Source organism: Qipengyuania sp. YIM B01966, assembly GCF_016461955.1.
In the GTDB taxonomy this organism is placed as follows: Bacteria; Pseudomonadota; Alphaproteobacteria; order Sphingomonadales; family Sphingomonadaceae; genus QFOP01.
Window position 1 is genome coordinate 1 of sequence record NZ_JADMNM010000001.1, and the last position, 19,693, is coordinate 19,693.

19 protein-coding genes and 1 tRNA gene are annotated in these 19,693 nt (G+C 63.6%); 7 read left to right on the forward strand and 13 right to left on the reverse strand.

The features are described 5' to 3' along the window. On the reverse strand, positions 1-1,930 hold a 1,930-nt coding region (locus tag ILT46_RS00005), incomplete at its 3' end, for a strawberry notch family protein (RefSeq protein ID WP_199502592.1). Between the two features lie 103 nt (positions 1,931-2,033). Continuing rightward, the gene (locus tag ILT46_RS00010) at positions 2,034-2,942 is read right to left on the reverse strand and encodes a DUF7146 domain-containing protein (protein WP_199503050.1); all 909 of its coding nucleotides are present in this window, start codon (positions 2,940-2,942) and stop codon (positions 2,034-2,036) included. Positions 2,943-3,069: 127 nt separating this feature from the next. Here ILT46_RS00010 and ILT46_RS00015 point away from each other — a divergent pair, with 127 nt between their 5' ends. Together ILT46_RS00015 and ILT46_RS12055 are read left to right on the forward strand one after the other, a co-directional pair. Next, a complete protein-coding gene (locus tag ILT46_RS00015; protein ID WP_199502593.1) occupies positions 3,070-3,729 on the forward strand; it encodes a lytic transglycosylase domain-containing protein in 660 nt (219 codons plus the stop codon). 12 nt (positions 3,730-3,741) lie between these two features. Then, positions 3,742-3,939 carry a DUF5818 domain-containing protein gene (locus tag ILT46_RS12055; protein ID WP_265557418.1) on the forward strand — a complete coding sequence of 66 codons (198 nt, stop codon included), beginning with the start codon at positions 3,742-3,744 and terminating at the stop codon, positions 3,937-3,939. Between the two features lie 15 nt (positions 3,940-3,954). Here the strand turns inward: ILT46_RS12055 and ILT46_RS00020 are convergent, their stop codons facing one another. From ILT46_RS00020 to aspS, 7 genes are all read right to left on the reverse strand, one after another. Then, entirely contained in the window at positions 3,955-5,208 is a 1,254-nt protein-coding gene (locus ILT46_RS00020) for a tyrosine-type recombinase/integrase (RefSeq protein WP_199502594.1), read from the reverse strand. A 178-nt stretch (positions 5,209-5,386) separates the two neighbouring features. Continuing rightward, positions 5,387-5,463 (reverse strand) — tRNA-Met (locus ILT46_RS00025). Between the two features lie 41 nt (positions 5,464-5,504). Continuing rightward, positions 5,505-6,023: a 2'-5' RNA ligase family protein gene (locus tag ILT46_RS00030; protein WP_199502595.1), complete on the reverse strand. Its 519-nt coding sequence runs from the start codon at positions 6,021-6,023 to the stop codon at positions 5,505-5,507. 3 nt (positions 6,024-6,026) lie between these two features. Next, complete coding sequence (gene mltG / locus ILT46_RS00035) at positions 6,027-6,998, reverse strand: endolytic transglycosylase MltG (RefSeq protein ID WP_199502596.1); 972 nt, start codon at positions 6,996-6,998, stop codon at positions 6,027-6,029. 4 nt (positions 6,999-7,002) lie between these two features. Further along, positions 7,003-8,265 carry a beta-ketoacyl-ACP synthase II gene (fabF, locus tag ILT46_RS00040; protein ID WP_199502597.1) on the reverse strand — a complete coding sequence of 421 codons (1,263 nt, stop codon included), beginning with the start codon at positions 8,263-8,265 and terminating at the stop codon, positions 7,003-7,005. A 149-nt stretch (positions 8,266-8,414) separates the two neighbouring features. Beyond that, positions 8,415-8,651: an acyl carrier protein gene (locus ILT46_RS00045; protein ID WP_199502598.1), complete on the reverse strand. Its 237-nt coding sequence runs from the start codon at positions 8,649-8,651 to the stop codon at positions 8,415-8,417. A gap of 76 nt (positions 8,652-8,727) precedes the next feature. Beyond that, positions 8,728-10,554 (reverse strand): aspartate--tRNA ligase, encoded by a 1,827-nt coding sequence (aspS, locus tag ILT46_RS00050; RefSeq protein WP_199502599.1) that lies wholly within the window; start codon positions 10,552-10,554, stop codon positions 8,728-8,730. 162 nt (positions 10,555-10,716) lie between these two features. On the opposite strand from aspS, the gene rnd reads away from it, so the two are divergent. After that, entirely contained in the window at positions 10,717-11,931 is a 1,215-nt protein-coding gene (gene rnd / locus ILT46_RS00055) for a ribonuclease D (protein WP_199502600.1), read from the forward strand. A gap of 146 nt (positions 11,932-12,077) precedes the next feature. After that, positions 12,078-12,974 (forward strand): hydrogen peroxide-inducible genes activator, encoded by an 897-nt coding sequence (locus ILT46_RS00060; protein WP_199502601.1) that lies wholly within the window; start codon positions 12,078-12,080, stop codon positions 12,972-12,974. 230 nt (positions 12,975-13,204) lie between these two features. On the opposite strand, the gene pgsA is transcribed toward ILT46_RS00060, so the two are convergent. Next, positions 13,205-13,813 carry a CDP-diacylglycerol--glycerol-3-phosphate 3-phosphatidyltransferase gene (pgsA, locus tag ILT46_RS00065; protein WP_199502602.1) on the reverse strand — a complete coding sequence of 203 codons (609 nt, stop codon included), beginning with the start codon at positions 13,811-13,813 and terminating at the stop codon, positions 13,205-13,207. A gap of 112 nt (positions 13,814-13,925) precedes the next feature. Here pgsA and ILT46_RS00070 point away from each other — a divergent pair, with 112 nt between their 5' ends. Beyond that, entirely contained in the window at positions 13,926-15,230 is a 1,305-nt protein-coding gene (locus ILT46_RS00070) for an MFS transporter (protein ID WP_199502603.1), read from the forward strand. A gap of 2 nt (positions 15,231-15,232) precedes the next feature. Here ILT46_RS00070 and ILT46_RS00075 read toward each other — a convergent pair whose 3' ends face one another. Then, entirely contained in the window at positions 15,233-15,424 is a 192-nt protein-coding gene (locus ILT46_RS00075) for a hypothetical protein (RefSeq protein WP_199502604.1), read from the reverse strand. A 148-nt stretch (positions 15,425-15,572) separates the two neighbouring features. Here ILT46_RS00075 and ILT46_RS00080 point away from each other — a divergent pair, with 148 nt between their 5' ends. Beyond that, positions 15,573-17,252, forward strand: a complete 1,680-nt coding sequence (locus tag ILT46_RS00080) for a thiamine pyrophosphate-binding protein (protein WP_199502605.1) — start codon at positions 15,573-15,575, stop codon at positions 17,250-17,252. 55 nt (positions 17,253-17,307) lie between these two features. Here ILT46_RS00080 and ILT46_RS00085 read toward each other — a convergent pair whose 3' ends face one another. Beyond that, complete coding sequence (locus ILT46_RS00085) at positions 17,308-17,490, reverse strand: CsbD family protein (RefSeq protein WP_199502606.1); 183 nt, start codon at positions 17,488-17,490, stop codon at positions 17,308-17,310. A 77-nt stretch (positions 17,491-17,567) separates the two neighbouring features. After that, complete coding sequence (locus ILT46_RS00090) at positions 17,568-17,978, reverse strand: EVE domain-containing protein (protein WP_199502607.1); 411 nt, start codon at positions 17,976-17,978, stop codon at positions 17,568-17,570. Between the two features lie 162 nt (positions 17,979-18,140). On the opposite strand from ILT46_RS00090, the gene ILT46_RS00095 reads away from it, so the two are divergent. Continuing rightward, on the forward strand, positions 18,141-19,691 hold the full coding sequence (locus ILT46_RS00095) for a putative bifunctional diguanylate cyclase/phosphodiesterase (protein WP_233396869.1): 1,551 nt from the start codon (positions 18,141-18,143) through the stop codon (positions 19,689-19,691). The last annotated feature ends 2 nt before the right edge of the window (positions 19,692-19,693 follow it).

Sequence of the window (19,693 nt, forward strand, 5' to 3'; positions counted from 1 at the left end):
CGCCAAATGTTCTGACGACGGACAAGGCGAGATTATTGACGTCGGATGCCCCGGTCGCCGATGCGTAGAGCACACGAGCGCGCGGCAACAGATTCTGGATGCGAACACCGGCAATGCCCTGTTCCGATCCTTTGACCTTACCACGTGAGCCTTCCCCGCCAGCGGCGTTGGCCATCGCATGGGCTTCGTCGAAAACGATGACTCCGTCGAAGTCCTCCCCTGCCCATTCGAGAATTTGCTCGAGCCTGGTCGCGTCGCTGCGGCCCGAGCGCAGTGTCGGATAGGTTACGAAGAGGATGCCTTCGCGCATCCCGATCGAGACACCGAGCTTCCATTGGCCAAGGGGTTGAACATCGATAGGAAGGCCACCTAGCGCGCTCCAATCGCGGCAGGCATCCTCGAGCAAAGCTTCGTTCTTGGAAATCCAGATGTGGCGCCGTTCACCCCTCACCCATCGGTCGAGGATGACAGATGCGACTTGCCGGCCTTTGCCTGCGCCAGTTCCGTCACCGAGAAAGTAGCCCATGCGATAGGCGTGCCCCTCGGCGCTCGCCTTGAGGGCGCAGCCCTTGTCGTCGGGCTCGAACCGGCCCGGCAGATCGCGGGCATGGGCGCTTGCGGCATAGATCAGGGTCTCGGCCTGCGCAGCGGATAAGACGCCTTCAGCAATGATACTCGAAGGAAGCTGAGGCACCACTTCCGGCACGGGTGCGATTATCGAACCCATTGCGACGGATTCGACCAGCGGGGTCGGGTGGGAGACCGCATTTGCAATTGAGATCCGGCTCGGTCGGTAAGGCAAATAATGCCCAACCTGGCTTTCGATCGGCGCAGGTGCGTCCAGCGGAGTAAATTCGAGCGGCAGTATCGACGGCGCCGCAGCGGCTGGATGGACCTTAAGTGGAACCGGTTTTGTCCTGTTCGCCACCAGTCGAAGCGGCAAGGCTGGCTTGATGCCGATGCTGGGCTCGGCGGGCAGGCTTACCCGGTCAGGTAGCATTTCGATCAGCAGATGAAGCTCGGCAAAGTTTGCCGGCTGGGCGATGATCGGGCTGGCAACATCATCAGCCTTGTCGAGAACCAGGAGCCGGGTAGAGATTGATGTGCCCTGCTTGACGAAGCCTCGCTCGATCGTCGCGTTGAGGCGCAACGAAACGGGACCGGCAATCCCAGCAAGGAACTTCGGAAGTTCGAACCATTCGGGCATCACTGCGACCAGGCGGCCACCGTGTAGAAGGCGCTTCCAGGCAGAACGCAAATGGCGATCGCCAGTGCGACTATCGTGGCCGCGCTCGATACCGTGCGAATAGGGCGGGTTCATCAGCACCACGCTCGGACCCACGTCGGGCGTGAGAAGTTCGTCGATCAGTTCCCCGTCAAATCCCGTGACTGTCGCGTCCGGAAACACGGCGCCCAGGCATTCGCGGCGCAGCGGCGATATCTCGTTGAGAGCGAGACGCGCCGCTGCCTTTGCCGCCCATACGCCCAGCATCCCGGTCCCGGCCGAAGGTTCGAGAACCAGTTCGTTGACAGCAATCGCGGATGCCTTTGCAGCCATCCAGGCCAAACGGGGCGGCGTTGCGAATTGTTGCCACTCGATCTGCTCGTCGCTCCGGTTGGACTGGGTTGGGACCAGAGCTTCAAGGCGCATGAAAGCCGCATCAGCAAAGCTGGACGACATCGTAGGTGAGAATTCAGTTGCCTGCGCCAGAAACAGCACCTGCGCCAATTCAAGTGCGGCATGGGCATCGCGAACAGACCAGCGTCCTTCGGCGTCGCTACCGCCGAAGTGACCGGCCATGGTGGCGTTCATGGTGAGCCGCGAGATTGCTTGATCTGCAGCGAGCCGCGCGGCCAGCGCCCTCGCCGCTGCCAACACTGGCGGCTCGGCGGGATCTGCGAATGCGAAAGCGGAATTTGCGTGTGACATGGGAGACCTCCTGAAGAGGCCCTGGGTTTGTCCGGGTGTCCGTTCAGATGGATCCGTCCGGGGGCCTCACAAGGCCCCAAGCCCGCTTTCCTCTCACCGACATTCAGACCGCAGCTCGGACTGAGCGCATGAGCACATCATTCCAATCATCGCCGGTCTGCTGCGGACGCCTGGTGACAATCAGCCGCCCTTCGCAAGCGTAAGCATTTCGCGCGCGCTCTTCAGCAAGGCGCCCACCCGCGTCATTGTCGACAAAGAGATACAGCTGGCGCACCGATTCCGGGATTGTGACCTGGCCGAAGCGTTCGTTTCCCAGCGTCGCCCAGCAGGGAACATTGAACATTTGCATCGCTGAGAGGGCCGTTTCGTTTCCTTCTGCGAGGCCAAGGCGTCCCTCATCCGGGTATGCGAAACGCACCGCGCCAGAACCGGGACTGCCTAACGCACGCCTGGGCTGATCAAACGAAGCCAAGCTGCTTTTTTCCAGATTGAGGAAGGAGCGGTGCAGCGCCAGAATCCCGGCGTCACTGCGCACGGCCGCGATCATCGCGGGAAGAAACCGGACAGCACCCTTTGGCCCCAGAGGCATGCGCGGGTGGAAACGCAGCTCGGTCGACGAAATCGTGATACCTCTGGTCTCGAGGTATCGCTCGACAGGGCTACCGGCGATGGTCGATGCCTCACGCCAGAGCCTCAGCGCATTACGATTGGCGACTTCCTCGCGCGGCTCGGTCTCGATCGGATCACTCGTCCCATCGAACAGGTCCGCAATTCGTATTCCGTTCCCGGCCATGGCTTCTATCACCGCCTCGTTCGCGCAGCCGGCAAAGCAATGAACAAGAATTGCACGCTTTCCGAGGGTGATGCTTAGCGAAGGATTGCGGTCGTCGTGGGCCGGGCAGCAGCACATCCCGCGCGAGTGCGACCAGGTGCCGCCCAGCTGCTCGACTATCTTGCGTGCGCGGGTTTCCAGCTGCATGCCTTGGAATTGGGATGTTCGGTGTTGGTCCATGGGGGCATCTCCATCGTAACGTACCTCCACCCGCGCAGCCTCCGCTCTGCGTCGCTGACGTTTCATTTTCCTACATCATATGTTCTATATATGTTCTTTCCCGATTCGACCAACAAAGGATTCGGGAATGAGACTGAAATGGGCAATTGCCGCAGTGGCAACGGCAGAATTTGGGTTCGTCCTCCCCGCTCACGCGCAGGAACTGGAGCCCCCTCAGATGACCGTTGCCTCGAAGTCGACGACTGATGGCTTCCGCGTCGCAGAAGGGACCGATGGCTTTCTTCTCGTCGAACACGGCATTTGGAGAATGCCTCCAGCGGGCTCGTTCGAGCCGCCGGCTGCCGATGCAGGTCGAACCTATCTGCCCTATCGATACCCAAAGCCCCAAGGCAGCGCGCCGTCAGGCTTCCGTCGGGCAAGCTACCTTCCTCATGTTTACGCTGCTGAGGCTCAATACTCGCTACCAAGCGGCCTTCTCGACGCTCTTGTATGGACGGAATCACGATATAATCCCTTGGCCATCAGCAAGGCCGGCGCCGCAGGTTTGGGGCAATTGATGCCAGGGACAGCACGGGACCTTGGCGTTTCAAATCGCTTCGATCCCAAGGCGAACATCTTGGGTGCGGCCCGATACCTACGCCAGATGCTAGACAAGTTCGGGGTGGTTCATCTGGCCCTCGCTGCCTACAACGCAGGTCCAGGTGCCGTCGAGCGCGCCGGCGGTATTCCTCGCAATGGCGAGACGCCGGCCTATGTGCGCGAAGTGCTGCGCCATTGGCGTTTTTGAACGGGGGGCGTTGTGAGCGCTGGTCGAATACGCATCTCGGGAATTTTGAGCCGCGGTAGTCGCGGGATGTTCCTGACCACGACAGACGAAGTCGTCTGGATTATCGAGAGCGAAGAACCCGAATGCGAATTCGTCGGATCAGCGGTGATTGTCGAGGGGGTTGTCACAAGTCGAGATCGTTTGCGCGCAGACTGGATTGGACTGGTCTGATCGAAGCCATAATTATCAGGCTGCGCGCTTCCCTGCCTTCTTGATGTCGATCACCTTCCCGCCGCTCAGATAGTCAGCCCAGTCCTGCATCATCCGGCGCCGGGGAGCCAGGTATTCAGCGGCATTGTAAGCTCCACGCACGTCGTTTTTCTCCGAATGCGCGAGCTGTAGTTCGACCCAATCCTCATGGTATTTCCTGATCCACATGGGCGGCTTGCCAAACTCGACCAACTGTTCATTGGCCCAGGTGCTCGCCAAGCCCCGGAAGCCGTGCACGGTTTGGCGGCTGTGGTATCCAAGACGATAGAGCGCGTAGATCATTGTGTTCTCTGAAAGCGGCTTGTTCGGGCCGTTGCCCGGGAAGAGAAACTCGCCAGGCGCTGCTGCTATCATAGATTTCGCAATGTGCGTTGCCTGCTGCGAGAGGGGCACCAAATGCTCTCGTCCCATCTTCATTCGCTCTGCTGGTATGCGCCAGACAGGTGATTTGCCGCCCAGGTCTTCAAACTCGGATTTGGCGGCGAAGCGGAGCTCCTTGGTTCGAACCCAAGTCAAGAGCGCAAAGAGAACTGCGTCACGGGTGATCGCGGACCGTCGTTCGCCCTCTTCTTGGTAGGCATGCAGCTTGTCGATGAAAGCGGGCAATTCGCTGAGCGGCAGCCGGCTCATATGCTTCACTCTTGGTCGCGGCTTTAGCGCCCCACGCAAATGTGTCGTCGGATCGTTCGTTGCCAAGCCACACGCGATCGCAAACTGGAAGACTTGCCCCACCCCTTGCTTTGCACGGCGGCTGATATCGAGCGCGCCTCTTGCTTCGATCTTGCGGATCATTGCCAGGACGTCAGGAGCCGTGATTTCATGCACGAGTTTCTCGCCGATGGCTGGAAAGACGTCCCTTTCCATCCGCGACCAGACGCGGTCGGCATGCGCGGCATTCAACGCGCTCTTTCGATTTTCATGCCAGCGCTTTGCGACCTCGAAGAAGGTCGCTCCCTCCTGCAAAATCACTTCGCCCTTGGATCTCATTGGATCCTTGCCCTCTGCTAGCAACGACTTTGCGGCTGTGCGCTTGTCGCGCGCGGCAGCTATCCCGAGCTCTGGGTAAGCGCCGAACGAGAGCAACTTCTCCTTGCCCGCGAAGCGGTACTTCATCCGCCACAACTTTGACCCGTTTGGCTGGACGAACAGGAATAAGCCCTCCCCGTCGGCCAGCTTGTAGGCGCGCTCGCGTGGCTTGGAATTTCGGGCCTGAATCTCCGTGAGAGGCATTGGGGGTATCGCTCCTTTCCGATACTCCGCGAAAATACCCCCAAAATACCCCCACACCAAATCTGGCTGCATGTGGAAGACCATGGGCGCATGCGGACGCGAATCACCCGCAACCCTCTGCTTTTCTTTCAATTTCTGGAAAAATGCGGAAGCTAGTGGAAGCTTCCGGATCAAGGAATGGTAGCGGAGGAGGGACTTGAACCCCCGACACGCGGATTATGATTCCGCTGCTCTAACCAGCTGAGCTACTCCGCCCCATGGGCAGGTGGCGCATCTAGGGGGCGCTGCCCGCCCGGTCAACCACGCTTTTTGCCGCTGAACGACCACATTCCCAGCGGCGCCCACGGCCCGCCGAGATAGCGGTGCAGCGCCAGCCCGGCGAACAGGAAATCGCGCCGGCGCAGCGTCTTGCCAAGCTCGGCCTGCAAGGCGCGCGCGGCGTCCTTGGCGACCTTGTTCTGGATCGTGATATGGAGGCGCGGCGGATGGTCGTCCTGCGCGCTCAGCAGCCCGTGGAGATGGTGTGCGAGATCGGCGCGCAGCGCATCCATCCCGGCGCTGTCCACCGCCAGCGCTGTGCCCTTGCCCAGGTCGAGCAGCCGGCTGATGCTGGCGGCCACCGGCGTCCATTCGCGCGCCGTGCGGGCGAGCAGGCGGCGCGCTTCGTCCTCGGCCGAAGGGGGCAGCGCATGGAACAGCGTCAGATGCGCTGGGACCAGATTGCGCTCAGGCGGAAAATGTGCGCGGCGCAGCCCTTCGGCCCAGGCGAAAATATCCGGCGGAAGCAGGGCGGTGACGATCAGCGCCACCGCCACCCCTCACATCTCGCCGCGCTGACGGCGCAGGGCAAACCACTTTTCGACATTGGCGTTATGTTCATCGAGCGTGGTGGCAAAGGCGTGGCCGCCCGTCCCGTCCGCTACCATATACAGCGCATCGGTCGCCGCCGGGTCGAGCACCGCGGCGATGCTTTCGCGGCCCGGATTGGTAATCGGGCCCCGAGGCAAGCCGACCATCGTGTAGGTGTTGTAGCCGTTCACAGCGGCAATCTCGCTCTGGCGGATGCGGCGGCCGAGCGGGCGGCCCTGCGTGATCGGATAGATGATGGTCGGATCGGCCTGCAGCTTCATCCCCTGCTTGACCCGGTTCGAATAGAGCCCCGCCACCATCCGCCGCTCGCGCGCAACGCCGGTTTCCTTCTCGACGATCGAGGCAAGGATCACGGCCTCTTCGGGCGTATTGACCGCGATGCCCGGTTTGCGCTTGGCCCAGGCCTCGGCGAGGTAGCGCGTCATGGCGTCCTGCATTCGTTTGAGCACGGCAGCGCGGGTCTCGCCGCGTTCGAAATCATAGGTGTCGGGCAGTACCGAACCTTCCGCCGGCACCGGAATATCGCCCGTCAGCAGCGGCTGGGCCATCAGCGCCTGATGCACCATCACCGAGGGCACGCCTTCGGCCACCGTGACGAAGCGCAGTTGCGGCTGGCCGTGCTGGAACGTGTCGAGCAATTGCGATGCGGTGGCGCCCGCCGGGACCGGAAATTCGCCGGTCTTGATCGGATCGCGGCTGCCAAGGATCTTGGCGCGCAGCAGGAAACTGTCGGCCGAGGCGATCAGCCCTTCTGCTTCGAGCTTGTTCGCCACCGCCGTCAGTGAGGCGCCTTCGGGCACGATGAAGGTCGTGTCCTTGTCGACCGGGGAGCTGGAATACCAGCCCCACGAAAAAACCATGGATGCCGCCGCGACGAGCGCGAACAAGCCGCCCGCGGCGAGGCACCCGGCGCGTTTCATGCGCTCAATCCTCGACCTGCTTGAGGATCAGGCTGGCATTGGTCCCGCCGAAACCGAAGGAATTGTTGAGCGCCGCCTTGACCTCGCGGTGTTTGGCTGTGTGCGGCACCAGATCGACGCCTTCGGTCCCCTCGTCCGGATTATCGAGATTGAGCGTGGGCGGCACCACCTGGTCGCGGATCGCCAGCGCGCAGAAGATCGCCTCGACCGCACCCGCCCCGCCGAGCAGATGGCCGATCGCGCTCTTGGTGCTCGACATTGACGCACCGCCCAGATCATCGCCCAGCACGCGCTTGACCGCGGCGAGCTCGATCGTATCGGCCATGGTGCTGGTGCCGTGCGCGTTGACATAGTCGATGTCCGCCGGCTCCAGCCCGGCTTTCCTCAGCGCCATCCGCATGGCCAGTTCGGCGCCGCGCCCTTCGGGATGCGGGGCGGTGACGTGGTGGGCATCGCCCGACAGGCCATAACCGACCACCTCGGCGTAGATCTTCGCGCCGCGCGCCTTGGCGTGCTCGTATTCCTCCAGCACCATCACGCCCGCGCCTTCGCCCATGACGAAGCCGTCGCGGTCCCTGTCATAGGGGCGGCTCGCCTGTTCGGGCCGGTCGTTCATGCTCATATTGAGCGCCTTGGCCTGCGCGAAACCAGCAACGCCGAGCGGGTTGATGGTGCTTTCCGCCCCGCCCGCCAACATAACATCGGCATCGCCATCCTTGATCATCCGCGCCGCATCGCCGATCGAATGAGCGCCCGTCGAACAGGCGGTGACGACCGAATGGTTGGGGCCCATCAGCCCGTATTTGATCGACACCTGCCCGCTGGTGAGGTTGATCAGCCGGCCGTGGACGAAGTGCGGGCTGACCCGGCCCGGCCCCTTTTCGGCCAGCACCAGGCTTTCGCTTTCGATCCCCGGCAGCCCGCCAATGCCGCTGCCGATGGAAACGCCGGCGCGTTCTTTCTCGGCGTCCGTCATTTCGGTCAGGCCGGCATCTTCCAGCGCCTGCCCGGCCGCATCAATGGCATAGACGATGAACGGATCGACCTGCCGCTGCACCTTGAAATCGACCCGCTTGTCGGGGTCGAAGCCCCATGCGTGATCCTTGGGCTTCACCTCGCCGGCGATCTTGGCCTTCTGGTCGGACACGTCGAAGCGAGTGATCGGGCCAATCCCGCTCTTGCCGGCGATGAGGTTGGTCCAGACGGTTTCGACATCCGCGCCGAGCGGGGTGACAAGGCCAAGACCGGTAACGACAACGCGGCGCATCTTTCTCTCCAAAAACTGAAACAGGCCCAACCCGGCGGGGCTGAGCCTGTCACGCTTCGACAAGCTCGGGGTGAGCGGCCGAAGTCGAGGTCATTCCCACAGCCGCCCGGTCCGCCTTTCGGCGAACGGACGGTTGTGGCGAACAGGGATCAGCCCTTGTTGCTTTCAATGTAAGCGGTCGCATCACCGACGGTGGTGATCTTTTCGGCCGCATCGTCGGGAATCTCGACGCCGAATTCTTCTTCGAAAGCCATCACCAGCTCGACGATATCGAGGCTGTCGGCGCCCAGATCGTCGATGAAGCTGGCGTCCTGCGTGACCTTGTCAGCTTCAACGCCTAGGTGCTCGACAACGATCTTCTGCACGCGCTCGGCGGTATCGCTCATGATGGTTCCCTCTTCGAAATGGGGGTGGAATTTCCTGTCGCCCTAATGAACGCACGGGGCGCTGGCAAGTGCCGGACTATTCGGCAGTGTTGCCGCTCGCCGTAGGGGCCGTCGGGGGTGCGGGCCCGGCGGCGGGAGCATCGAGCGTGCGGATATGCACATCGCGCAACTGCTGTGCACTGACCGGCGCGGGCGCGCCCATCATCAGGTCCTGCGCGCGCTGGTTCAAGGGGAAGGCGATCACCTCGCGGATGTTGGGCTCGTCGGCCAGCAGCATGACGATGCGGTCGATCCCCGGCGCCGAGCCGCCATGCGGCGGCGCGCCCAGCTTGAACGCCTCGATCATGCCGGCAAACTGATCGTCCACCACCGAGGCCGGGTAGCCGGCGATCTCGAACGCCTTGTACATGATTTCGGGGCGGTGATTACGGATCGCGCCCGAGGACAATTCGTAGCCGTTGCAGACGATATCGTACTGCCAGGCGAGGATGCTGAGCGGGTCCTGCGTTTCCAGCGCTTCCATCCCGCCTTGCGGCATCGAGAACGGGTTGTGGCTGAAATCGACCTTCTTCGCGTCCTCGTCATATTCGAACATCGGGAAATCGACGATCCAGCAGAACTTGAAGCAATCGGCCTCGATCAACCCCAATTCCTCCGCCACGCGGGTCCGCGCCGCCCCGGCGAGCTTGACCGCGTCCTTTTCCTTACCGGCGGCAAAGAACAGCCCGTCATTTTCGCCCAGCCCCAACTCGGCATAGAGTGCTGCCATCCCGTCAGACCCGTGGTTCTTGGCGATCGGCCCGCCGAATTCGCCGCCCTTGCGGGTAACATAGCCGAGGCCGGCAAACCCTTCGCGCCGAGCCCAGTCGTTCATGTCGTCGAAGAACTTGCGGCTCTTTTCATGGGTGGCCGGCGCCGGAATCGCGCGCACCACCCCGCCGCTGCCGACGATCTTTTCGAACAGGCCGAAACCCGAATGCGTGAAGTGTTGCGACACCTCGCTGATGATCAGCGGATTGCGCAGGTCCGGCTTGTCGCTGCCGTATTTCAGCATCGCTTCGGCATAGGGGATGCGCGGGAATTCGCCCGCCGGGGTGACACGCTTGCCGCCCGAAAACTCCGCAAACACGCCCGCCAGCACCGGCTCGATCGCCTGGAACACGTCTTCCTGGGTGACGAAGCTCATCTCGAAATCGAGCTGGTAGAATTCCGGGCTGCGGTCGGCGCGCAGATCCTCGTCGCGGAAACAGGGCGCGATCTGGAAATAGCGGTCGAAGCCGGCGACCATCAGCAGCTGCTTGAACATCTGCGGCGCCTGCGGCAGCGCATAGAAGGTGCCGGGGTGGAGGCGGCTGGGCACCAGATAATCGCGCGCGCCCTCGGGGCTGGAAGCGGCGAGGATCGGGGTCTGGAATTCGGTGAAGCCTTGCTCGATCATCCGCCGGCGCAGGCTGGCGATGACCTGGCTACGCAGCATGATGTTGCGGTGCAGGCGTTCACGCCGCAGATCGACGAAGCGGTATTTGAGGCGGATGTCTTCGGGGTAATCCTGCTCGCCCGCCACCGGCAGCGGCAGTTCCTCGGCGCGGCTCTGCACCTCGACCGCGCGGGCGAACACCTCGATCGCGCCGGTCGCCAGATTGGCGTTGACCGTCCCCTCGCCGCGCGCCTTGACCTCGCCATCGATCGTGACGACCGATTCCGCACGCAGACCGTCGAGCACCTCCAGCGCCGGCGAATCCTCGTCCGCGACGATCTGCGTGATGCCGTAATGATCGCGCAGATCGATGAACAGCACCCCGCCATGATCGCGCTTGCGGTGAATCCAGCCCGACAGGCGGACGCTCTGGCCGACATCGTCCTTGCCAAGCTGGGCGCAAGTATGGGTGCGGTAGGCGTGCATCGAATTTCTTTCCAAAGCGGGGGTGCGGCGCTAAGGGCGCGGGCGCTCGCGCTCTTGCCACCGCGCGGGCTAACAGGGGAAGGGGCGCGCTTTGTCAAGCATCCCGCCCCCGTGGGACCGTCCCGAGCGGTGGTACTCCGCCGCACGACCAGAAAAGAACCGATGAAAATACACGATCTGATTACCGATACCGCGACGCTCGCCGACCTGTGCGAACGACTCGCCCGGTCCGACTTCGTCACTGTCGATACCGAATTCATGCGCGAAAACACCTATTGGCCCGAACTGTGCCTGGTGCAGATCGCCAATAGCGAGGAAGCCGCCGCGATCGACCCGCTGGCGCCCGGCATCGACCTTGCCCCGCTGCTCGACCTGATGTGCGACAATGAAGACGTGCTCAAGGTCTTCCACGCCGGCGGGCAGGATGTGGAGATTATCTACAACCTCACCGGCAAGACCCCGCACCCGATCTTCGACACGCAGATCGCGATGATGGCGATCAGCCAGTCGGAACAGATCGGTTATGCCAACCTGGTCGAAAGCTGGCTCGGCATCGACGTGGATAAGGGCGCGCGCTTTACCGACTGGAGTCGGCGCCCGCTGACCGACCGACAGATCGAATATGCCATCGGCGACGTCACCCACCTCGCCAAGATTTTCCCGCGGATGCTGAGGAAGCTGATCAAGACCGGGCGCGGATCGTGGCTCGATGCCGAGATGGAGAAGCTCGCCGATCCGGCCAATTACGCCAATGATGCAGGCCAGGCGTGGCGCCGCATCCGTGCGCCCAGCCGCAACGTGCAGGTGCTCGGCCGGTTGAAGGCGCTCGCCGCCTGGCGCGAGGGCGAAGCGCAGCACAAGAACATCCCGCGCGGGCGGATCATGCGCGACGAGACGCTGGCCGATATCGCCAGCCATCCGCCCAAGGCGCAGGCCGATCTCGCCAAGGTGCGCGGCCTGTCGCCTTCGTGGAAGGACAACGATATCGGCAAGCGCCTGCTGCGCGCGCTGGAGGGGGCCGAACCGCTCGACAAAGCCGAAATGCCCGACACCGCCAAGCGCGGCGCGCCGCTGGGCAAGGAAGGCGCGCTGGTGGTCGATCTGCTCAAGCTGCTGCTCAAGATCCGCAGCCGCGAGATCGACGTCGCCAGCCGGTTGCTGACCCGCTCCGACGAGATGGAGGCCCTGGCCGCCGGGGTCCGCAAGCTGCCGGTGCTCGAGGGGTGGCGCTACGAGGTGTTCGGCAAGGACGCGCTGGCGCTGGTCGAAGGCAAGATGGCCTTCGCGGTCAAGGACGGCAAGATGCAGATGACCCGGGTGGCGGATGCGGCCATGCCCGAGGACGACGCGGTGCCCGCGTCCGAGGTTGCAGAGTAGGCGGTGCTTCGACAAGCTCAGCACGAGCGGATTGTCTGAGGGTAAATTTTTCGCCCAACCCCCGCTCATGCTGAGCCTGTCGAAGCATCCCGCCCCACCCCAACCAGCGCTTTTGCCGGGCCGCCCGCCGCGCTAAGCTGCGGGCGATGACCACCTACCTCCCGACCATCAAGCAGCTGCAATATCTCGTCGCGCTGCACGAGCATGGCCATTTCGGCCGCGCGGCGGAGGCCAGCTTCGTATCGCAATCGACCCTCTCGGCGGGGCTGCGCGAACTCGAAACGCTGCTCGGCGTCACGCTGGTTGAACGCACGCGCCGGGTGGTGCGCTTTACCCCGCTGGGCGAGCAGGTGGTGGCCAAGGCCCACCGCGTACTGCGCGAGGCGGAGGAGCTGGCCGAAATCGTCCGCGCCAGCGGCACCCCGCTAAGCGGCGAATTGAAGCTCAGCGTGATCCCGACCATCGCCCCGTTCCTGCTCCCCCGCCTGCTCCCGCGCCTCGCCCGCGACCGGCCCGAACTGCAGCTGCGTGTGCGCGAGGAAACCAGCGGCGATGCGGTCGAATCGCTGCATCACGGGCGGGCCGATTGTGTGCTGCTGGCGCTGCCCTTCCCCACTGGCGAGGTGGAGACGGCGCACATCTCCGACGATCGCCTGTTCGCCGCCTTCCCCGCCGGCGACCCGGGCGCGCTGCCCGATCAGGTCGCCCCTGCGCTGCTCGATGAAGGGCGGCTGCTGATGCTCGAAGATGGGCATTGCCTGACCGACCACGCCCTCGCCGCCTGCAACCGCCCCGAATTGCGCCGGACCACCAGCATGATCGCCACCAGCCTGCACACGCTGGTGCAACTGGTCGATAATGGCCTCGGGCAGACGATCCTGCCGGAAATGGCGATCGAGGCCGGATTGCTGGGCAACACCAGCGTCGAAGCGCGCCCCTTGAAAGCGGCCCATGCCACGCGCGAGATAGCCCTGATCTGGCGTCCCCATTCCCCCCGCGCCGCCGATTTCCGCCTTCTCGCCGAAGAACTCCTCGCGGGGTGAATTGCCACAGCGACGCCAGTGCTGTCCTACACCTGCGCGCCTGTGGCAGGCTGGGGCGATGTTGCACCAACTATCCGTCTATCGGCGTGAGACCCTGCTCCCGCGAAATCAGGGTGACACCTGGCCCGCGAAAGGTCACACGCGTTATGCCACAAATGCGCCTAACCTATTGAATCTGTTGATATATTCGAGAAGCGCCAAATCGTCGGCGACCCTGCCGATTGTCGCCTTCAATCCATGTGTTTCAGCCCGACGCGCAAGTAATCCCAGCCCGTTATTAGAGTCAGCGCCGCGGCCGCCCACAAGCTGCCGAGGCCGACAAGGTGGATCCACTGGTTCGCCAGCGTGCCGCAATCCTCGGCCACCGAATGGCACGGCTGGCCATGCACCGCCCCGCCGAGGATGAGTGCCCCCAGCGCGACGATCTGGAAGGTCGTTTTCCATTTCGCCAGCCGGCTCACCGGTACCGACATCTGCAATCCGCCGAGAAATTCGCGCAGGCCCGAAACCGCAATCTCGCGCACCAGAATGATGAGGCCCGCAATCACGTGCATATCGCCCACATAGGGCCCACGCAGATAGCCTTGTGCGGTCAGCACCAGGATGACGGTGGCAACCATGATCTTGTCGGCAATCGGATCGAGGAAAATGCCCAGCCGCGACACCGCCCCGCTCGCCCGCGCCAGCATCCCGTCGAAATAGTCGGTAATCCCCATCAGCGCATAGAGGAGAAAGGCGAGCAGATAGCCGAACCGCCAATCGGGCCACCACAGCAGGAACGCCAGCAGCGGCAGCGTGACAATGCGTGACAGCGTCAGCAGGTTGGGCAGCGAAAGCATGGCGCCGGCGTTTAGCGCAGCGTAGCGCCATTCGGGAAGCGCGGTTTTGCCTTGTCCACACGGGGTTTGCCGTTACGGGCGCAAACAGCAGCAGGCAGCCAGCAGGGTATTCATGACCACCAGCACCCACCTGTTACGAACCCGCCGGTTTGCGCCGCTTTTCGTCACCCAGCTGCTCAATGCCTTCAACGACAATCTGTTCAAGAACGCGATGGTGCTGTTCGTGGTCTACAGCATCTACAACTCAGAAGAGGCCGAAGGGCAGTTCAGCGCGATCGCTTCAGCGGTGTTCATCCTGCCGTTCTTCGTGCTCTCCGCCCTCGCCGGGCAGCTGGCCGACATGCGCGACAAGGCGCGGATCATCCGGATGGTCAAGGCGGCCGAGATCGGCATCATGCTGGTCGGCGCGGCGGGGCTGGTGATGGCGTTCGAAGGGATTGCGGTGCACAGCGTGGCGATCCCGCTGATGCTGACGGCGCTGTTCGGCATGGGCGTGCATTCGACCTTCTTCGGGCCGATCAAATACGCCATCCTGCCGCAGCACCTGCACCCGCAGGAGGTCCTTGCCGGGACAGGTCTGGTCGAAGCAGGCACCTATATCGCGATCCTCGCGGGCACGATCCTTGCGGGATGGATCCCCGTCGAATGGGCGGCCATCGGCGTCGTTGCGGTGGCGGTGATCGGATATGTCATCAGCCGTCAGGTGCCCCCGGCCCCGCCCGAGATCGCTGCCGAGCCGCTCGATTTTCACATCCTGCGCTCGTCGATCGCGCTGATCCGCAACACCGCACAGGACCAGCGCGTGTTCCTGGCGATCATGGCGATCAGCTTCTTCTGGACCATCGGCGCTGTGCTGTTCATCCAGTTTCCGCCGCTGGCCAAGAATGTGCTGACCGCCAGCAAAGAAGTCGCCAGCGTGTTCCTGGTGATTTTCTCGATCGGGGTGGCAATCGGCTCGATCTCGATCAACGCGCTGCTGAAGGGCACCGTGTCGGCCCGCTATTCCCCGATGTCGGTGATCGGCATGGGTCTGTTCGTGGTGGCGTTCTATTTCGTCTGTCGCGCCTGGATACCGCACCCCGAGGACGGGCTGATGAATGTCCGCCAGTTCATCGCCCAGCCGCTGGCCGTGCCGCTGCTGCTCAGCCTGCTGGGTGTGGCGGTCATGGGCGGGATGTTTGTCGTCCCGCTGTATGCCTTCCTGACCACCTTCGTCGAAAAATCGCAGGCGGCAAGGACGATTGCGGCGAACAATATCGTCAATTCCGGCGCGATGACGGTCGGCTCGCTGCTGGCCATCGGGCTCAGCGCGGCCGGGGTGCCGATCATCCAGCAATTGCTGCTGAGCGCGGCGATGTGCCTTGTTTCGGCCTGGCTTGCCCAACTGCTCTACCGCGCCGAACGCGCGGTCGGCTGATGTCAGGCGATGAAGGCCAGCGTAGCCACCAGGGTCGCAAAATAGGTGCTGGCTACGCCGCGCATATCGGCCGCGCCCAGCAGCCAGTCGGGGCGACGCGGCTGGGCGGGCTCGGCGGTAAAGATATGCCGGGGGAGATTGGCCCGGAACGGGTGACGGGCGGCTTCGTGGGTGAGGACGAGGGCTCTTCTCATGATGCAGGGTTTAACGCTTTGCTAACCATTTGGCTTCCCACAATCGCCGGCCTGTCGCAGCGCGGGACGTTAACCACCCGCGTTAAGCGACCACCCGCTGGCTGGCGGGCGTTGCGGGCCGCGGGCGGCGCGGGTAAGCGGCTGGGCCATGACTGACGCCTCTGACCGCCCGACCCCCGGCGCCGCGCGCCTGCTTGTCGATTGCCTCGCTGCACAAGGTTGCGACCGGATCTTCACTGTACCGGGCGAAAGCTTCCTGCCCGTGCTCGACGCGCTGCACACCGGGGCGGAGGGGATCGATCTCGTCACCTGCCGGCAGGAAGGGGGCGCCGCGTTCATGGCCTGCGCCGACGGGGCGATGACCGGCCGGCCGGGCATCTGCTTCGTCACCCGCGGTCCCGGCGCGACTAATGCCAGCATTGGCGTCCACGTGGCGATGCAGGATTCGCTGCCGATGATCCTGTTCGTCGGCGATGTCGACAGCGCCAATCGCGACCGGGAGGGGTTTCAGGAGGTCGATTTCGCCGCCTTCTTCACACCGATCTGCAAATGGGCCGCGCGGATCGACGATGCGGACCGAATCCCCGAATATATCGCCCGCGCCTATGCCACGGCGATGAACGGGCGGCCTGGCCCCGTGGTTCTCGCGTTGCCCGAAGATATGTTGGGCCGCGATGTGGCGGCAGGTCTTGCCCCGCGCCCCGAATGGGTGCGCCCCGCGCAGCCCCCCTGCCCCAGCGCGATCGCGGCGATGATCGACATGATCGGCGACGCGGCCACCCCCATTGCAATCGTGGGCGGCGCCGGCTGGAACGCCAAGGCGCGCGAATATTTCACGCAGTTTGCCGAACGCATCGGACTGCCGGTGGCTACCGCTTTTCGCCGGCAGGATGCTATCCCCTCGTCAAGCGCGGTCTATGCCGGCAATCTCGGCTACGGTCCCAATCCGCAACTGGTCGAACGGGTGCGCAATGCCGATTTGATCCTCGCGGTCGGCGCGCGGCTGGGCGAAGCGACGACCGATGGCTATGTCTTGCCCGATCCCGAACATTCGGGCCAGACGCTGATCCACGTCCATCCCGATCCCGAGGAACTCGGCCGCGTCTATCGCACCGACCTGGCGCTGTGCGCGGACATGGCCGAATTCGCCGAAACGGTCGCGCTGTGGGATGACGATCTGCTGTCCTTCGACGCGGGGGCCGAGGCGCATCGGCAATGGCTTGAATGGAATACGCCCAAGCCGGCCGACTGGCCGCTCGACCTGGCCAGCGCGGTCGGGTTCATGCGCGAAGTCTATCCGAGCGAGACGATCATCTGCAACGGGGCGGGCAATTTCGCCGGCTGGTGGCACCGTTACTGGCAATATGAAGGCTATCCCGCGCAGCTCGCCCCGACCTGCGGAGCGATGGGCTACGGTGTTCCGGCGGCGGTGGCGGCCGCCTTGCGTTTTCCCGAATGCCCGGTTGTCGCGATCGCCGGCGATGGCGACTTCCTGATGAACGGGCAGGAACTGGCCACGGCCGCGCAGCATGGCGCCAACCTACTGGTCATCGTGGTCGACAATTCCGCGTATGGGACCATCCGGATGCATCAGGAGCGCGAATTCCCTGGCCGGGTTTCAGGCACACGGCTCGCCAATCCCGACTTCGCAGCGCTCGCCAGGGCCTATGGCGGCTGGTCTCAGCGGGTGGAAACGACGGAACAGTTCCGGCAGGCGCTGGAGACGGCGCGCGGTATGGCCGGCGTGCGCCTGCTGCACTGCGTCATCGACGTTGAACAACTGAGCGCGGGCGGCGCAACGGTGTCGGGTTTGCGTGAGCGCGGCTGACACAAAAAGGGCGACCCGCAGGTCGCCCTCCTGTTCTGGCGAACGCCGGGAAAGATCAGATATCGTCGCCGAGCGCACCCTTGACAGTGCCGGCAGCCTTCTGAGCTTCGCCCTTGGCTTCCTGCTTCAGACCCTTGGCCTGCATTTCCTTGCTGTCAACGGCATCACCCACGGCCTGGCGCGCCTTACCAATGGCCTCGTTCGTGTTGCCTTTCACCTTATCGACGAATTCACCCATGCTCATTCTCCATCAGTTCTGCGCCCGAATGGCTGTTGCGTGACCAACGCGGAGCGGCACAGGTTCGTTCCAGACGATCATTCTCCGGCGAGTTCGAGGACGATGGCCCATTCCTCGGCCGTGACTGCCGAAACCGACAGTCGCGACAGCCGGCGCAATTCCATATCGGCCAGCCGGTCATCCGCCTTGATCTCTTTTAGCGTGACGGGCCGGGCAAGCTCGCGGACGGGCTTGACCCGCACGGCCCGCCATTTGCCCGAAGGCTCCGACGGATCGGGGAAGGCCGCTTCAACCACCTCCATGATGCCGACGATCTCAAGCCCGATATTCGAATGATAGAAAAAGGCCTGGTCGCCCACCTCCATCGCGGCGAGATTGTTGCGGGCGCGAAAATTGCGGACCCCGTCCCATGTGCCCGTCTTCTCGCGAACGAGGTCGGTCCAGCCGTAGACATCGGGTTCGGATTTCATCAGCCAGTACTGCATCATTGGCTTGTGCCGCGCTTTCAACGGCCGGCAAAGCGGGATTTAAGATAAATTTCAGCGTTCCCGCTTACCTTATGTGGCGGAATGCGACGACCGAGGGGCATGGCGGGGGCGGGAATGGACACTGGGTACAGCCGATACAGCGCATCTTTGCGATCGGATGTCATGTTGCTCGGCATCGCGGCGGCCAGCATCATCATGTTCGTCGGGCATGGCGCCGCGGTGATCCCGCAAGTGATCCACGGCCTGCGCGGCGGCCCTGCGCCAGACCCGCTGCTGACCAACGCGCTGTTGCTCAATATCGTCCTGCTGCTGTTCGGCTGGCGGCGGCACCGGGCGCTGTCGCATGAAATCCGCGAACGCATCGCCGCCGAAGCCGAGGCGCGCCGGCTGAGCGATAGTGATCCGCTGACGGGATGCCTCAATCGCAGCAGCTTGACCCGCCGCTTCGACGCGATGCTGGTGGCGCATCACGAGCGGCCGGGTACCGTTGCAGTGCTGCTGATCGACCTCGACCATTTCAAGCTCGTCAACGACGTCCACGGGCATCAGACGGGCGATGATCTGCTGGTCGCGGCCGCGCAAAGGCTCACCTGCCAGCTCCCCGCCGGATCACTGATAGCGCGGCTGGGCGGGGACGAGTTTGCTTGCGCCGTCCCGGTCCCGCACAGCGACCGGCAACTTCTTGCCACGATGGCCGATGCGCTGATTGCTGCGATGGCCGAGCCCTTTGACCTCAGCCTTGTCGCGGCGCGCGTCACGCTGTCGGCTGGCGTCTGTACGAACGATCCGCCGACCCTTGATGCACGTACGCTGCTGCATCGCGCAGACATGGCGATGTACCACGCCAAAAAGCACGGAAAGAACCGCTGGGCGCTGTTCGAGCCGATGATGGAGCGTGAGCATATCGCCCGCCGCGAACTTGAGGCGGCCATCCGGCACGGCCTGGCAGCCGGCGAGTTCGTGCCCTATTACGAGCAACAGATCGACATCGAAACGGGCGCGTTGGTCGGTTTCGAGATGCTGGCCCGGTGGCTGCCCGAAGTAGGCGAGCGCCCGGGACCGGACATCTTCATCCCGGTTGCCGAAGAAAGCGGGCTGATAGCCGAATTGTCCGACCGGCTGACCGAGCAGGCGCTGGCCGATGCTGCCGAATGGCCAGCGCATCTGACGCTGTCGATCAACATATCGCCCGTGCAATTGCGCGATCCGTGGTTTGCGCAAAAGCTCCTCAAACGCCTGCTGACAGCCAATATCGCCCCATCGCGACTGGTGCTGGAAATCACCGAGAACTGCCTCCACGGCAATCTGGCGGTTGTTCACGCGACTTTGCTCAGCCTGCGCAATCAGGGCGTGCGGGTGAGCCTGGACGATTTCGGCACCGGCTATTCGAGTATCGCGCAATTGCGGCAGCTGCCGTTCGACCGGATCAAGATCGATCGCAGCTTCGTGCGCGAACTGGGGAGCGAAGGCGCGCGTGCCGAGGTGGTCGAGGCGATGATCTCGCTGGGCCGTGGGCTGGGCTTACCCATCACGGTCGAAGGGATCGAGAACAGCGGGGTGCTGCGCGCGCTGTCTGATGTTGGGCAAGTGGAAGGCCAGGGCTATCATTACGGCTTCCCTGAAAACGCCGCCGCCGTGCGCGCCCGGCTGGCGGCATCCGAGCAGACAACCACCGCCTCTGCCGCCCCGCGCGCAGCGGGCGAAGCGGCGTAGCC

What these genes read in the sequence shown, in the direction of transcription:
- ILT46_RS00075 (WP_199502604.1), bottom strand. Translation starts at nt 15,424, where the DNA reads ATGAGAAGAGCCCTCGTCCTCACCCACGAAGCCGCCCGTCACCCGTTC.
- ILT46_RS00070 (WP_199502603.1), top strand. Translation starts at nt 13,926, where the DNA reads ATGACCACCAGCACCCACCTGTTACGAACCCGCCGGTTTGCGCCGCTT.
- ILT46_RS00010 (WP_199503050.1), bottom strand. Translation starts at nt 2,942, where the DNA reads ATGGACCAACACCGAACATCCCAATTCCAAGGCATGCAGCTGGAAACC.
- ILT46_RS00020 (WP_199502594.1), bottom strand. Translation starts at nt 5,208, where the DNA reads ATGCCTCTCACGGAGATTCAGGCCCGAAATTCCAAGCCACGCGAGCGC.
- aspS (WP_199502599.1), bottom strand. Translation starts at nt 10,554, where the DNA reads ATGCACGCCTACCGCACCCATACTTGCGCCCAGCTTGGCAAGGACGAT.
- ILT46_RS00015 (WP_199502593.1), top strand. Translation starts at nt 3,070, where the DNA reads ATGAGACTGAAATGGGCAATTGCCGCAGTGGCAACGGCAGAATTTGGG.
- pgsA (WP_199502602.1), bottom strand. Translation starts at nt 13,813, where the DNA reads ATGCTTTCGCTGCCCAACCTGCTGACGCTGTCACGCATTGTCACGCTG.
- mltG (WP_199502596.1), bottom strand. Translation starts at nt 6,998, where the DNA reads ATGAAACGCGCCGGGTGCCTCGCCGCGGGCGGCTTGTTCGCGCTCGTC.
- ILT46_RS00095 (WP_233396869.1), top strand. Translation starts at nt 18,141, where the DNA reads ATGTTGCTCGGCATCGCGGCGGCCAGCATCATCATGTTCGTCGGGCAT.
- fabF (WP_199502597.1), bottom strand. Translation starts at nt 8,265, where the DNA reads ATGCGCCGCGTTGTCGTTACCGGTCTTGGCCTTGTCACCCCGCTCGGC.
- ILT46_RS00080 (WP_199502605.1), top strand. Translation starts at nt 15,573, where the DNA reads ATGACTGACGCCTCTGACCGCCCGACCCCCGGCGCCGCGCGCCTGCTT.
- ILT46_RS00045 (WP_199502598.1), bottom strand. Translation starts at nt 8,651, where the DNA reads ATGAGCGATACCGCCGAGCGCGTGCAGAAGATCGTTGTCGAGCACCTA.
- ILT46_RS00085 (WP_199502606.1), bottom strand. Translation starts at nt 17,490, where the DNA reads ATGGGTGAATTCGTCGATAAGGTGAAAGGCAACACGAACGAGGCCATT.
- ILT46_RS00090 (WP_199502607.1), bottom strand. Translation starts at nt 17,978, where the DNA reads ATGATGCAGTACTGGCTGATGAAATCCGAACCCGATGTCTACGGCTGG.
- ILT46_RS00060 (WP_199502601.1), top strand. Translation starts at nt 12,078, where the DNA reads ATGACCACCTACCTCCCGACCATCAAGCAGCTGCAATATCTCGTCGCG.
- rnd (WP_199502600.1), top strand. Translation starts at nt 10,717, where the DNA reads ATGAAAATACACGATCTGATTACCGATACCGCGACGCTCGCCGACCTG.